14 protein-coding genes, 1 rRNA gene and 1 other annotated feature are annotated in these 13,827 nt (G+C 39.6%); of the genes, 14 read left to right on the top strand and 1 reads right to left on the bottom strand.

Annotation, left to right across the window (positions count from 1 at the left end; all coding sequences use genetic code 11):
- Positions 1–135: 135 nt before the first annotated feature.
- From rrf to rsmI, 9 genes are all read left to right on the top strand, one after another.
- A 5S ribosomal RNA gene (gene rrf, locus IC619_RS15165) occupies positions 136–250 on the top strand.
- A gap of 380 nt (positions 251–630) precedes the next feature.
- On the top strand, positions 631–813 hold the full coding sequence (locus IC619_RS15160) for a sigma factor G inhibitor Gin (protein WP_191140907.1): 183 nt from the start codon (positions 631–633) through the stop codon (positions 811–813).
- A gap of 146 nt (positions 814–959) precedes the next feature.
- Positions 960–2,372: an aminotransferase class I/II-fold pyridoxal phosphate-dependent enzyme gene (locus IC619_RS15155; protein ID WP_191140908.1), complete on the top strand. Its 1,413-nt coding sequence runs from the start codon at positions 960–962 to the stop codon at positions 2,370–2,372.
- Between the two features lie 260 nt (positions 2,373–2,632).
- On the top strand, positions 2,633–3,259 hold the full coding sequence (gene tmk, locus IC619_RS15150; protein ID WP_191140909.1) for a dTMP kinase: 627 nt from the start codon (positions 2,633–2,635) through the stop codon (positions 3,257–3,259).
- A 15-nt stretch (positions 3,260–3,274) separates the two neighbouring features.
- Entirely contained in the window at positions 3,275–3,604 is a 330-nt protein-coding gene (locus IC619_RS15145) for a cyclic-di-AMP receptor (RefSeq protein WP_191140910.1), read from the top strand.
- Between the two features lie 510 nt (positions 3,605–4,114).
- Positions 4,115–4,939, top strand: a complete 825-nt coding sequence (locus IC619_RS15140; RefSeq protein ID WP_191140911.1) for a PSP1 domain-containing protein — start codon at positions 4,115–4,117, stop codon at positions 4,937–4,939.
- A gap of 29 nt (positions 4,940–4,968) precedes the next feature.
- Positions 4,969–5,292: an initiation-control protein YabA gene (locus tag IC619_RS15135; RefSeq protein WP_191140912.1), complete on the top strand. Its 324-nt coding sequence runs from the start codon at positions 4,969–4,971 to the stop codon at positions 5,290–5,292.
- 124 nt (positions 5,293–5,416) lie between these two features.
- The gene (locus IC619_RS15130) at positions 5,417–5,698 is read left to right on the top strand and encodes a GIY-YIG nuclease family protein (RefSeq protein ID WP_191140913.1); all 282 of its coding nucleotides are present in this window, start codon (positions 5,417–5,419) and stop codon (positions 5,696–5,698) included.
- Entirely contained in the window at positions 5,676–6,545 is an 870-nt protein-coding gene (gene rsmI, locus IC619_RS15125) for a 16S rRNA (cytidine(1402)-2'-O)-methyltransferase (RefSeq protein WP_191140914.1), read from the top strand. The genes IC619_RS15130 and rsmI overlap by 23 nt, the downstream gene beginning before the upstream one ends.
- Before the next feature lie 70 nt (positions 6,546–6,615).
- Here the strand turns inward: rsmI and IC619_RS15120 are convergent, their stop codons facing one another.
- Positions 6,616–6,900, bottom strand: a complete 285-nt coding sequence (locus IC619_RS15120; RefSeq protein ID WP_191140915.1) for an AbrB/MazE/SpoVT family DNA-binding domain-containing protein — start codon at positions 6,898–6,900, stop codon at positions 6,616–6,618.
- Between the two features lie 318 nt (positions 6,901–7,218).
- Between IC619_RS15120 and IC619_RS15115 the strand changes: the two genes are divergently transcribed.
- The 5 genes from IC619_RS15115 to IC619_RS15095 all read left to right on the top strand — a co-directional run bounded on the left by IC619_RS15115 (position 7,219) and on the right by IC619_RS15095 (position 13,814).
- A complete protein-coding gene (locus tag IC619_RS15115) occupies positions 7,219–8,175 on the top strand; it encodes a DNA double-strand break repair nuclease NurA (protein ID WP_191140916.1) in 957 nt (318 codons plus the stop codon).
- A gap of 15 nt (positions 8,176–8,190) precedes the next feature.
- Positions 8,191–10,029, top strand: coding sequence for an ATP-binding protein (locus IC619_RS15110; RefSeq protein WP_191140917.1), 1,839 nt, complete (start codon positions 8,191–8,193; stop codon positions 10,027–10,029).
- Between the two features lie 185 nt (positions 10,030–10,214).
- Positions 10,215–10,434 (top strand) — a binding site (T-box leader).
- Between the two features lie 44 nt (positions 10,435–10,478).
- Positions 10,479–12,425 carry a methionine--tRNA ligase gene (gene metG, locus IC619_RS15105; protein WP_191140918.1) on the top strand — a complete coding sequence of 649 codons (1,947 nt, stop codon included), beginning with the start codon at positions 10,479–10,481 and terminating at the stop codon, positions 12,423–12,425.
- Between the two features lie 73 nt (positions 12,426–12,498).
- A complete protein-coding gene (gene lepB, locus IC619_RS15100; RefSeq protein ID WP_191140919.1) occupies positions 12,499–13,032 on the top strand; it encodes a signal peptidase I in 534 nt (177 codons plus the stop codon).
- A 14-nt stretch (positions 13,033–13,046) separates the two neighbouring features.
- Positions 13,047–13,814, top strand: coding sequence for a TatD family hydrolase (locus tag IC619_RS15095; protein ID WP_191140920.1), 768 nt, complete (start codon positions 13,047–13,049; stop codon positions 13,812–13,814).
- Positions 13,815–13,827: the final 13 nt, after the last annotated feature.

The raw sequence follows: 13,827 nt of genomic DNA, 5'->3' as shown, positions 1-13,827 counted from the left end.
GTGTAAGCATAGTAATATGTTCAGCTGACAGGTACGAATCGGTCGAGGGCTTAACCTATAATTTAATTTTTTCTTCTCCCATACACTTGCTTCCATTCTAATTTTCAGGGTGTGAAACACCCACAATTTTATACGTCTGGTGATGATGGCGGAGGGGACCCACTCGTTCCCATCCCGAACACGACCGTTAAGCCCTCCAGCGCCGATGGTACTATAGATTAATCTATGGGAGAGTAGGACGTCGCCAGGCAAAAAAACCCTCTTACTTCAAAAAAAGTAAGAGGGTTTTTGTATGCTGCAACATTATTCATTTACTTTTTTTACATAAAGACTGTAAAGATAGATCCTTAAAACAAGTAGTATGGGAAAATAAATCATAAATATAAAATATATAAGCCATTTGATGGTCATACTACAGTCACTCCTTATGCGGTTATCGTGAACAATAAAAGAGCAAAATATGCATTTTTTAGTTAAAATGACAACCATTTATATGGGTAAATCATACAAATGGATATGCCTAATTTGCAATCATATGTGCCAAAATTAAATGAATTGAAAATCCGATGTTTGAATTCGTTTTTTTTTGAACATACTGGAATATAAATAGAGGAGAAGGCGGTGACATTGATGCAAACAGAAACGGTACTTAACCGCTGTGTGATATGTGAAAAGTTAAATGCTGATGGTTTAGAAATTATGGGTAAATGGATATGTGTGTCCTGTGAAACAGATATGGTAAAGCGTAATGTTGATGATGTACAATATTGGTACTATGTCATGAAATTGAGACAGTTATTCAATCAAAGTTAAAAGTTAAATAAAAATCTAACAATTGGTGTCTATAGGTGAGCGTGTATCGAGATCATCGTACATGCTCCTCTGTGCGTCAAGATCGGATATTTAAAAGACTTTAACTTATTGAAGTCTTTTTCTTTTGACCAGAAAGGAGGTCAGGGATGAATCATCATAAAGCACCATTGTGGGGGGCTTTACTCCAACATCATAAAAATGAAGTAGATCGTTTTCATGTGCCGGGTCATAAAGGGAGAGGCTTTGCAGAGATACATCCAGATTTATATACGGATATATTAAAAATCGATCAGACAGAAGTAGGGGCATTAGATGACTTGCATGCACCCGATGGTGTGATTGAAGATGCACAAATTCTAGCTGCAGATGCATTTGGTGCAGATCACACCTTTTTTTTAGTAGGGGGAACAACAGCAGGAAATTTAGCTGCTATCTTGGCTGTATGTAGTTCGAATGACATTATTATTGTCCAGAGAAATAGCCATCAATCAATCTATCATGCTTGTCTGATAGCGGAAGTCCGGATGGTTTTTCTAGAATCAACGGTTGATCCAGAGACAAATTTAGAAAAGAAACTTGATATACAACAATTAGAGGAATTATTAAATCAATTTCCTACTACCAAAGCAGTTGTCATAACTAGCCCAGATTATTATGGTCAAATACAACCTGTTGCTGAATTTGTAAAATGTTGTCACCGACATCATATTCCATTGCTAGTTGATGAAGCACATGGTGCACATTTAGGATTTCATCCAGCGTTACCGTTATCCGCTTTACAACAAGGTGCGGATATCGTTACACAATCTACACATAAAATGCTATGCTCCATGACAATGTCTTCGATGTTACATATCCATACCGATAAAATAGATCCCGTGTCTATACAACGATGGTTACGTTTGATTGAGTCTAGTAGTCCATCCTATCCGCTGATGGCTTCACTTGACTTAGCACGTCGTGATCTTGTGATTAATGGACCACAGAAGATGAATGACATTCTAAAATGGTTAACAAAATTTCGTGCGCAGGTAAAACAGTTAAGTACGATTTATGAAGTTTACCAGATCGATCAAGATCCATTTAAATTCACCTTAGCTTCTATATACCCTGTGTCAGGATATCAAATCGCAAATTGGTTAGAACAAAAAGGCATATATACTGAAATGGCTGATCATTGCCATGTGTTATTTGCATTCGGCCTAGGAACCCAAGAGAATGCACTTACGCAACTCATTGACACACTGATTGATCTAGATCGTGAGGTCGTAAACTTTACTCATACTCGACTTGATATTAAGGTGCCTTTGCCAGATAAAGAACATGGACATGTAGTTAAATTACAGCGAGGAAGCCAAGAATTACTTCCCTTAGATGAAGCAGAAGGGAGAGTAGCAGCTGAGCTCATTGTGCCATATCCCCCTGGCGTGCCAGTACTGGTGCCAGGAGAGAAATACACACAATCCCTTATACAATACTTATGCGCAGTTCATCAGATGGGAGGGAAAGTGCGTGGTATCGTTCATGATCATACCTTAAAGGTTTATGTGTTAAAATAGAGAAGAGATAACAATAGGAGTGGTATTGACCCTCCAACTTCTATAAGTGAGGCTCTAATCAGGTGGAGTAGAGGCTCCTCCTGATTCCCCGATTTTTAGCCTTGGCTGAAACGAGTTCACTCACTCAAATTAGGAAGCGGATTTTGTGCGGACAACGAAGTTTAAATTGAATCTTTCATACGATACAAATAGGAACAAGTGAATTAAGATTCATGCATCAGTATCGAATGAAATGCCAATATTACTGGAGGATATTACTATTGAGTGGTTTGTTTATTACATTTGAAGGGCCGGAAGGTGCAGGAAAGACCACCCAAATGAAACTGCTACACGATTTTTTGTTACAAAATCAAATCCCGTGTACAGTCGTAAGAGAACCAGGTGGTACAATTATTGGAGATAAGATACGTTCTATTTTATTGAACCCTTTATATACAGAGATGACCAGTACAACTGAAATATTGCTTTATGCAGCTTCACGAGCACAACTTGTCGAAGAAAAGATCGTGCCTGCGCTAGAACAGGGGCATGTCGTTCTATGTGATCGCTATATAGACTCTAGTATAGCTTACCAGTGTTATGGAGGAAGAGGAGAAAAAAATGAAGTGGTACAGGTTAATCAACTGGCGACCCATCATTTATTACCGAAACGCACCTACTTACTAGATTTGACCATAAAGCAAGGTCAGATGAGGCTGGAAAAGCGAGGCATGAGCAAAGATCGAATGGAACTAAAAGATGCTTCGTTTCATGAGCGGGTTAGAAAAGGTTACTTAGAACTATCCAAAGCAAATGAAGAAAGGTTTTTGATCATTCATGGGGAAAAAACAATAGAAGAGGTCTATTCTGAGATTTTATGTGATTTCAAACAACTTTTTCGTGTGTAAGGAGTGAAAGGGTTCATGAAATTAGTGATTGCGGTTGTGCAAGATCAGGATGGCGGGCAGCTAAATGAAGCACTCATTCAAGCTAATTTACGCGTTACGAAGTTGGCAAGTACAGGTGGTTTTTTAAAACAAGGCAATACGACTTTTATGATCGGTGCAAACGAAGATCAGGTCGAACAGGTTTTGATGATCATTAAGGAAAATTGTAAATCGAGAACAGAATTTATCACACCTATGACATCCATAGAAAGCCACATTGAATCCTATACACCTCAGCCCATTGAAATACAAGTTGGAGGTGCAACTGTATTTATTGTGCCGATTGAGCAATACCATAAATTCTAAGCTTAGGAAGTTTATGAGACGAAAGTAATCGGCGGTAAAATAGAAATATCATGCAAATCGCCACATCTGATGTGACGCAAATGAATAGGTAAAAATAAGCGTTTGCCCTGCTGGATAGGAGAATGATAAAATGAAGTTTGTAATCGTAAATAAATAAGTGGCTTGAATGTAATAAGCTAGGGCAAATTACTACTCTCTAATTAAGAGAGTAGTGGAAGTATAAAATCACATAGTAAACAGAATGCAGTCCAATCCTTTGATGTTCGGAGTAGGAAGCGTATAGAAAGGATTCTGCGTCCTGCTAGGAAATTGAGGAAAAATATTTCTGCGTTGATCTAGGTAGGATGGTTTTTACTAATATGCAATTATTTAGCAAGTAGAATAGCCCTCAAAAAAATTGCGATGACTTTTTCAAGTATCGCTACTTGTAATAGATTGAGATTCCTACAAGACAGAAATGGAATCTTTGGCCGAAGTCATGGCGTTGGCAATCAGGGAGGGATGTCATACATGCTAAAAGTTATGGGTGTTCGCTTTAGAGCAGCTGGAAAAATATATTATTTCGATCCATCTGACGTGCTTATCCAGAGAGCTGATCATGTTGTCGTTGAGACTGTGCGTGGAATCGAGTATGGTGAAGTGGTTACAGGTGTACGCTATGTAAAAGAAGATGAAGTCGTACTACCGCTGAAAAAAGTTTTGCGTGTAGCCACTGCTGAAGATATGATTCAGTTTGAAAGTAATCAAAACGCGGCACAGGAAGCATTAAATATTTGTCAGGAAAAAGTTCGTTCACACAATTTGGTGATGAAACTTGTGGATGCAGAGTATACTTTTGATCGTAATAAAGTAATATTCTATTTCACAGCAGATGGGCGAGTTGATTTCCGTGAGTTGGTACGTGACTTAGCTGCTGTTTTTCGTACTCGTATTGAATTAAGACAAATTGGCGTACGTGATGAAGCCAAGATGCTAGGTGGGATTGGGCCTTGTGGTCGTATCTTGTGTTGTTCCTCTTTTTTAGGGGATTTTGAACCGGTGTCGATTAAGATGGCAAAAGATCAAAATCTATCTTTAAACCCTACCAAAATTTCTGGGCTTTGTGGTCGTTTAATGTGTTGTCTGAAGTATGAAAATGATCAGTATGAACATTTTAAAAGTGCAGTCCCTGATGTGGGAGAGAAAATTAAAACATCACATGGAGAAGGGGTAGTTTTAGCGCTAGATCTTTTGGAGCAAAAGGTTAAGGTTCAGCTTTTAGAAGATCAGCAAGTGATGGCGTTTTCACTCGAAGAAGTGAGTTCAACGGCAACTCGGCAAATGAGCGAGATCTAACATGCCTGGTTATAAACGAGGTGGGTGTCTTGAATAAACAAGAGATCTTTGAACGTGTCGCCCAAGTGGAACAGCAAATAGGCGATTTATATAAGGAATTAGGTGGATTAAAAGAACAGATAGTCGCTTTGATTGAGGAAAATACCAGACTGTCTATGGAAAATGAGCATTTAAATGAAAGACAGCAGGTAAATTCGTCTCAAGAAGGGCAAAATATAGAGGAAGTGGCACATAAAGGGCATGATAATTTAGCTGATCTTTATGATGAAGGCTTCCATATCTGTAATATTCACTATGGTAGAATGCGGACAGAGGGCGACTGCTTGTTTTGTATGGCATTTTTAAATAAGTAATCATGGCTTACAATTATTTCAGTGATGTTAATGACAGAAATACGCGATAAATCGTTGTATTTTCAAGTCTTTTTAAAACCGGGGATCACCCGGTTTTTCTTGTATATAAAGCTGGGGGATGATGATGGGGAAATATGTAGTCTATATACTGGAATGTAGAGATGGGACATATTATACTGGGATTACCAACCATTTAGATAAAAGGTTAGAGAAGCATCAGGCAGGTAAAGGAGCAAAATACACGAGAGGTAGAACGCCTGTCCAACTTCGATATTTAGAGTGGGTAGAAAATAAGTCTGAGGCACTACAAAGAGAGTACAAGATCAAAAAGATGAGCCGCTATAAGAAGCAAATATTGATTAAAAGCTTAGGGGTATTACAAAATGGATACACAATTACAAAATGAGGGTGTCCTGTATGTGGTTGGAACACCGATTGGTAATCTAGGGGATATGAGTACACGTGCCATTGAAATTTTAATGGAAGTAGACTATATAGCCGCTGAGGATACACGACATACACAAAAACTTCTCAATCATTTTAGTATTAATACACCGATGACCAGCTACCATGAGCACAATGAACAGACTAAAGGCCAACAATTGTTACAAAAGTTACAAATGGGACAATCAATTGCTTTAGTTAGTGATGCTGGTTTACCTGGAATATCAGATCCTGGAGAAGTGCTGGTGCGATTGGCAACGGAGCATGCAATTACAGTGCTGACGATACCAGGCCCGAATGCAGCAGTGACCGCTTTAGTCTCTTCCGGATTACCAACTCAACCTTTTTTATTTGTGGGTTTCTTACCCCGTCATAAAAAAGATCGGAAAATAGAGTTGCAAAATTGGAAATTAAGTCCGGCCACACTTATTTTTTATGAAGCCCCTCATCGCATTGTTGCGATGTTAAGTGATCTATGTGAAGTGGTTGGAAATCGAAGGGTAGCGATTTCTAGAGAGTTAACAAAAGTACATGAAACATGGGTAAGAGGGAGATTAGACGATTGTTTGCATACGATTAAGGAAAACGGTGTACGTGGAGAATATACAATTGTTGTAGAGGGTGCAAGTAAAGAAGAGATCGCTGCAAACTCTGGTGAAAGGAGCACTTGGTGGGAATCACTGTCTCTCATACAGCATGTAGACACCTATATTGCACAAGGGAACGACAAAAAAAGTGCCATCCAAGCTGCAGCCAAAGATCGCGCTATTCCCAAAAGAGAAGTTTATAATCACTATCACCAGTCTTAATGGGCTAATATTTGATATAAAGCGAGGTTGCAGGAAGAACTTCGCTTTATATCAAAATAGATACCTATTTCTACGATTCGGTCTTAACCGGTTGAATCGATTGCTGTTCGAGGAGTTCATACATTTCTTTGATGCATTGTTTACTTACCACTTTGTTTTTATAGCGAATGGTTTCATCCATATCGCCGGTAAATATACAAGCTGGCTCATATTTTTTGAGCACAATTCGTTCACCGTCAACGTAGATTTCAAGCGCATCTTTTTCACCGATGCCAAGTGTTCGACGTAACTCGATAGGAATTACGACTCGTCCTAATTCATCAACTTTGCGGACAATTCCGGTAGACTTCAACATATACGAAAGCCCCTCTCCGTTTTGCATCTACTTTTAAATGTTTAATATTTGAAAATGATGTCAAATTTCGACACTAAAACTTAAAAATATCATACCAACCTTTTCCATAGACGTCAACAAAATCATCATAGTTTAATAGGAAAGTTCTTAATCATGTAAATAATGGATAGTTTAAATAAAAATAGATATTTTCATATCCTTTAGTGGGTTTGGCGTGCTAGGAAGGGTCGTAAAAATGATGCAAATTAACCCTTCAGTTGGTTCAGGTGCCACTTGTTCTCAAGTATAATAGATATAACGAAAGAGGAGGTTGTTTTTGTGTTGCCTGTGTCAGTGGAATTAAAAGAGAAATTAGCAAGATTGAATCAATCTTTACAAACTGCATTTCCATCTGATTCATTTAATAAACGAAAAATCCGTGATGAACTAAAGAAGATAGGTGAATTTCACACTTTTGAAAAACATTCAGATGATAAGTTGCGTAAATGGTTACAAGGTCGAACCTTGGTGGGCATTGACGGCTCGGTGAACTCCACACGAGGTACACCGAATCGTATGATCTCTCTTTTTCAAGCACTAGCTAAAGGAACGCAAGGCGAAGAGAAGTGGTGTGCAGATATTTATACACCGCTACTAGCCGAAGATGAAGAAGAGCTTGCAGGACAAGCTGCTCGTGAAGCACGTCGTCGAGGAGCTTTTTTATCGCAATTAGAAATTCAGTTGGCAAAAACGATCATACCCGATTGGAAACCTCGTGTCGTGATGCATGATGGTTCCTTACTCCATTTTTATATTGATAATCCGGATGAATGGAAAGATACGGCGGAGACGGCGTTGCAACATGATACACTACTAGTAGGTGTATCTGAGGAAATTGCTACGAATCGCTTAGCACGAATGGTTTTTCCGCAGTATAAACAATACAGTGATAGCGACTTACTTTATGGTGTGCTCGAAGTAGGAGAAGCGTTTGAGTGGCGAGAGTGGAGCCCGATAGGAAGTGAAATGTGGCGTGTAGCTTTACGATCATCACAAAGCCCGCAGCCCATCGTCGTGGATGGATTGGTTCTACAAAACCAGAGTCGGTATGAACTGATTCGTTTGGTATATACATTAACGCCTATGCAGGGCAGGGGGATTCCTTTTTGGTTAGACATCATCGACAATCAAGTCCGCGTCACGGATGGTTTAATTCAGGCGATGGTAGAGCAATATATTGACCCTGAACTGCGTTATCGGGTTTTATCACTTAAAAAAGAAGACCGAATGATTTAAGGAGGAGACCTTGAGATGCAAGCGGTAGGAATCACGACACAACAAGAAGTATTCATTGTATCAAAAGAGCGTAAGTTTCGTATCAATGAAATATTAATTTTAGAAGATGAAGCACTTCATTTCCCGCGTGGAGAAGTGATAGAGACCCTATCGTATAATCGCTTCATTCCGATGGGGCTGGATAAGTCACTCGTAGATCATCAGGTTATTCAAACGTTAGAAAACATCGGATACAACGTAAACGCAGATGAAATTAATTTAGCAAAATTGCGGTTGTATGAAGAAGCTTCTCATCCTATTCGCACCGGTTGTGCGGTACGCTTACCTCGTTTTGAGGAAGTGCGAGATCTACTAGTAAAATCGACACCTGAGGAAGCGATGTTATTAGGAGAAATTAGGGGAACAGAATCACTCTCATCTTCGATTACATCGGATCTATTAGATCAAGTTGTCTTAATGGAACAAGGGAGTCTACGCTCCCAACAAGGGGTACCGTTTTTGTTTGATATACGCACCATGCAACAGTATCCACATGTCGGTGTATTTGGTGGTTCGGGCTCAGGAAAATCGTTTGGATTGCGTGTGATGTTGGAGGAATTGATGAAATTGAGGATTCCCACAATTGTGTTTGATCCTCACTTTGAAATGGATTTTAGCCAGACAGCTGCCGGTATGGAGGAGCGGAATCCTGGGTATACCAACCGTTTTGTCAAAGTTCAAGTTGGACAGGAAGTGGGGATACAATTTACAGACTTATCTACACGTGATTTGACAGGTCTCCTGACTGCGGCAGGTGGTGGATTATCGGAATCCATGGTAAACGTGGTCCAAATGGTGCATAAAAAAAGGGATTCATACACATCCTTTAGCGATCGCATCAATAATTTAGTACAAGCTTTAGAAGAAGGAAAGCAGGGGCTAGAGAAACAATTACGTAATGATCATCTCACTCCCACAGAAGTACAACGGATACGTGACCTACAAAAGCTATTAAACCAATACAGCACCCTTCCCCTTTCCTCGGTAAAAGGAATCGATTGGCGCTTAAAACGATTAGAGGCGGTGGGGCTATTCCAACAAGATATTCGTTCCATTATCACTGGGCTTGAGCAAGGTAAGCTGGTGGTGGTGCAAGGGAGTACATGGGTCTTGCAAGTGTTTGCTACATACGTGATCGGAGCACTATATAGCAGAAGAAGAGCATTTAAAGATGCACGCATGAACGGAGAAGAAGGTGAATTTTTTCCGCCATTTGTTATTGTAACGGATGAAGCACATAACTTTGCACCGAAAGCAATTGAATCTCCAACGAAATCCATACTAAAGGAAATTGCCCAAGAAGGACGTAAATACGGTGCCTTTCTCTTTTTAGCTACACAGCGGCCCACCTTACTTGATGAGACCATAACGGCTCAGTTAAATACAAAGTTTGTCTTTCGGACTGTGCGTGGTACAGATATCGCCACATTACGTGAAGAAACGGACTTGACTCCAGAAGAAGGAAAGCGTCTGCCTTATTTACGTTCAGGTGATACGTTTATTTCATCCGCAGTTTTTGGACGCACAATCTTTATTCGCATTCGTTGTGCCCACACTACGAGTCCACACTTGGCAAATCCGTTTGATGAGTTACAAGTAGTGGCAAATGAAAAAAATGAGAAGATCATTCAAGCGCTTCGTAGTCAATTACCACTATTTGATACAGATTTACTGCAAGCCGTAGCGCAAATTAATCAATCATTTGGACTCAATTGGGATATCGCGCGTTTAAAATCAGAGTTGAATCGGTTAGATCAAGAAGGGTTCATTAAAAAACATCAAACCCCATTTGCGGTTCGTTACGATATTCCTTAACGAAATGGTGTATATGTGATTTCTATTCCGTGTAAAATAAGGATAAGCAGTGTTGATTTACCAAAACACGCGACGGTAAAAGGGAACAATCATGAAGATCGACAAGTCTAATTTACTCTTGAAAATCAAGGTTGCTTGTATTCAATAAATGTTTCGTGTAGTGTATAATCTGTGTATAATCGAAAACTTAGTCTGAGAGAGGGAAGAGTAGTCAGTAGACGCTATTACCAGAGAGCTGGAATAGGTGAAAGCCAGCATAGAAGAAGCTGATGAATATGGCCCTTGAGACGTCTTTCTGAACTGATTAGTAGGAGAGAACGCACACCAGCGATATCGGGTTGACCAAAGGGAATCTGACAGATTCTAAACTTGGGTGGTACCGCGTGGAGACAACTCGCCCCAATCGTATGGGCGGGTTTTTTATTTTTGAAACAAGGAGAGGATTTCTCATGTCTGAAACAAAGAAAACGTATTATATCACGACCCCCATATACTATCCGAGTAGTAAGCTACATATCGGTAATGCTTATACAACGGTGATTGGAGATACAATCGCGCGTTATAAACGATTGCGCGGTTATGATGTCCGTTATCTAACAGGTACAGATGAACATGGACAGAAAATCCAAAAAAAGGCAGAAGAAGCGGGGAAAGCACCACAAGCTTTTGTTGATGAAATTGTTGTCGGAATCAAAGAGTTGTGGGATAAATTAGATATTTCTCACGATGATTTTATTCGTACGACTGAAGATCGTCACAAAAAAGTCGTGCAAAAAATATTTCAAAAGTTACTGGATCAAGATGATATATATTTAGGGGAATATGAAGGATGGTATTGTATTCCGGATGAAGCGCATTTTACGGAACGTCAATTAAAGGATGGGAAGTGTCCAGACTGTGGGAGAGCGGTCGAAAAAGTAAAAGAGCAAAGTTATTTTTTCCGTATGAACAAATATGTAGATCGTCTCATGAAGTATTATGATGAACATCCTACTTTTATTTTACCTGAATCTCGTAAAAATGAGATGGTTCAAAACTTTATTAAGCCTGGCTTAGAAGATTTAAGCATCTCTCGAACAACTTTTAATTGGGGAATTGAAGTCCCAAATGACCCCAAACATGTTGTCTACGTTTGGCTCGATGCTTTGACTAATTATATTACAGCGATTGGTTATGAGGCGGATGATAGTGAAACGGAGGCCTTATTTAAGCGTTATTGGCCAGCTGATCTACACCTAATTGGCAAAGAAATCGTACGTTTCCATACCATTTACTGGCCAATCTTTCTCATGGCATTAGATTTACCGTTGCCTAAACAAATTTTCGCGCATGGATGGATACTCATGAAAGATGGAAAAATGTCAAAATCAAAAGGGAATGTTGTAGATCCTGTAAAACTAATCGATCGATATGGTTTAGATGTTTTAAGATATTTCCTTCTACGTGAAATTTCGTTTGGTTCCGATGGCGTATTTACACCTGAAGCGTATGTGGAACGAGCCAATGCAGATCTCGCAAATGATCTCGGTAATCTTTTACATCGTACAATAACCATGACGGAGAAATATTTTAATGGTCAAATTCCACCCTATGTTGAAGGTGCTACACCGCATGATCAAGGTTTAACAGACCTAGTAAAGAGAACGGTGCATGAGTCTGAAGAAGCTTTAGAACACCTACAGTTTTCAGTTGCATTAACGCATATATGGGACTTAGTGCGTGCAGGTAATCGCTATATTGAGGCTACCACGCCTTGGAATTTAGCAAAAGATGAAGAAAATCGGGAAACTTTGGGTTCCGTTTTATATCATCTGCTTGAAGTGTTAAGAACAGTTAGTGTGTTAATTCAACCTTTCTTAACACGTACACCTAAGGAGATGTGGGATCGTTTAGGGATAAAAGATCAATCGCTTACGACATGGGACAGTATCCAATCTTTCGGGAAACTACCAGCAGGTTTACAAACAGAAAAAGGAACACCCTTATTCCCTCGCTTAGATGTAAAAGATGAAATGGAATGGATTGCTGAAAGTATGAAGAATGACAAAGAGCAAGCAGAAGAATCGGATGAAGCCTACATTAGTATGGATGATTTCACGAAAGTGGAGCTAAAAGTAGCAGAAATTCTACAGGCAGAACCAGTTAAAAAAGCGGATCGACTGTTAAAAATTCAACTTGATTTAGGTGCTGAGCAAAGACAAGTTGTGTCAGGGATCGCACAATACTACACAACGTCAGAGTTAATTGGCAAAAAAGTGATATGTGTGACTAACTTAAAACCTGTAAAATTAAGAGGTGTAGATTCAGCGGGAATGATATTGGCAGCCAAAGAAGGAGATCGACTCGTTCTATCTACTGTGTCAGATGATATACCAAATGGTACACCTGTAAAATAGTAAGTGATATCACCATTTGAATGGCCGCAAATGGTGATATCAGGAATTGTATCATGATCACAGGGGGATGCTTATGTCGAAACAGAAAAGTTCTTCAAGAGAATGGCTAGTTGCTTTTATAATCGCTGGCTTAATCGCAGTAATTGTACGTTGTTTTTTATTTTCCCCTTTTACCGTAAGTGGTCAATCGATGTATCCGAACTTTCATGGGGATGAATTTATTATTGTAAATCAGATCGTTTACAAGTTGCATGAACCTAGATATGGAGAAGTTGTGGTGTTTGAAACAGAGGAAAACGGTAAAGAAAAGGACTTAATTAAACGGGTAATTGGTGTAGCTGGTGACAAAATTGAAATTATAGATGGACAAGTATATCGAAATGATCAGCCGTTAGATGAACAATATATCAATGAACCGATGTTAGCAAAAACGATGGATCCCATAGATATAGAGCCAGGACATATCTTTGTACTAGGGGATAATCGGAATAATAGTAAAGATAGTAGACAAATTGGTGCGGTTTCACTAGATAGCGTAATCGGACGTGCTGAGGTCATTTTGTTTCCATTTGATAGCTTTGGAGGGGTTCAGACTCAAACCCCTTGACGGGAGGTAAAAATGTGTTCATTGATAGTCATGCACACTTAAATGATGTGAAATTTGATGCAGATCGTGAAGAGATGATTCGTCGTGCACGTGAAGAATACGGTGTGAGTAAAATCATAAATGTCGGATTTAATCGCGAAACAATAGAAGCTACTTTGCAACTAATTGAGCAATATGATTTCATTTTCGGTGCAGTCGGATGGCATCCAGTTGATGCCATCGATTGCACGGAGGAAGATCTATTATGGATCAAAGAGCTGACGCAACATCAGAAGGTTATTGCTTTAGGAGAGATGGGCTTAGACTATTATTGGGATCGTTCTCCGCGAGAGATACAAGCAAAGTGGTTTCGCAAACAGATTCGATTGGCTAAAGAGGTGGGTCTACCCATTATTATTCACAATCGTGAAGCGGATATAGATGTATTACAGATTTTGAAGGAAGAAAATGCTGACGAAGTGGGTGGTGTTTTACATTGCTTCGGTGGTGATGAGGCTATGATGGTGCAAGCGTTGGAGCTCAACTTCATGATTGGTTTAGGAGGTCCGGTTACGTTTAAGAACGGGCATTTGGCTAAACGGATTGCCAAAGAAGTACCACTGGATAAACTATTAATCGAAACGGACTGTCCCTACTTAGCTCCGCATCCTTATCGCGGTAAACGGAATGAGACGGGTTATGTCCGTTTGGTGGCGGAAACGATTGCTGAAATTCGTGATATCCGCTTAGAACAGTTGGCTGAAATAACGAGCCAAAATGCCTCTCGTTTATTTCGTATATAAATGAGTAGAATGA

The organism is Polycladospora coralii, from assembly GCF_014773435.2.
Classification (GTDB): Bacteria; Bacillota; Bacilli; order Thermoactinomycetales; family Thermoactinomycetaceae; genus Polycladospora; species Polycladospora coralii.
Note: the sequence above shows the minus strand (reverse complement) of the source record. Positions and strands in the feature narration are given on the sequence as shown.

Excerpts from the sequence above, each read along its gene's own strand:
- IC619_RS15160 (WP_191140907.1), top strand. The coding sequence starts at position 631 with ATGCAAACAGAAACGGTACTTAACCGCTGTGTGATATGTGAAAAGTTA.
- IC619_RS15155 (WP_191140908.1), top strand. The coding sequence starts at position 960 with ATGAATCATCATAAAGCACCATTGTGGGGGGCTTTACTCCAACATCAT.
- IC619_RS15145 (WP_191140910.1), top strand. The coding sequence starts at position 3,275 with ATGAAATTAGTGATTGCGGTTGTGCAAGATCAGGATGGCGGGCAGCTA.
- IC619_RS15140 (WP_191140911.1), top strand. The coding sequence starts at position 4,115 with ATGCTAAAAGTTATGGGTGTTCGCTTTAGAGCAGCTGGAAAAATATAT.
- IC619_RS15130 (WP_191140913.1), top strand. The coding sequence starts at position 5,417 with ATGGGGAAATATGTAGTCTATATACTGGAATGTAGAGATGGGACATAT.
- rsmI (WP_191140914.1), top strand. The coding sequence starts at position 5,676 with ATGGATACACAATTACAAAATGAGGGTGTCCTGTATGTGGTTGGAACA.
- IC619_RS15120 (WP_191140915.1), bottom strand. The coding sequence starts at position 6,900 with ATGTTGAAGTCTACCGGAATTGTCCGCAAAGTTGATGAATTAGGACGA.
- IC619_RS15110 (WP_191140917.1), top strand. The coding sequence starts at position 8,191 with ATGCAAGCGGTAGGAATCACGACACAACAAGAAGTATTCATTGTATCA.
- metG (WP_191140918.1), top strand. The coding sequence starts at position 10,479 with ATGTCTGAAACAAAGAAAACGTATTATATCACGACCCCCATATACTAT.
- lepB (WP_191140919.1), top strand. The coding sequence starts at position 12,499 with ATGTCGAAACAGAAAAGTTCTTCAAGAGAATGGCTAGTTGCTTTTATA.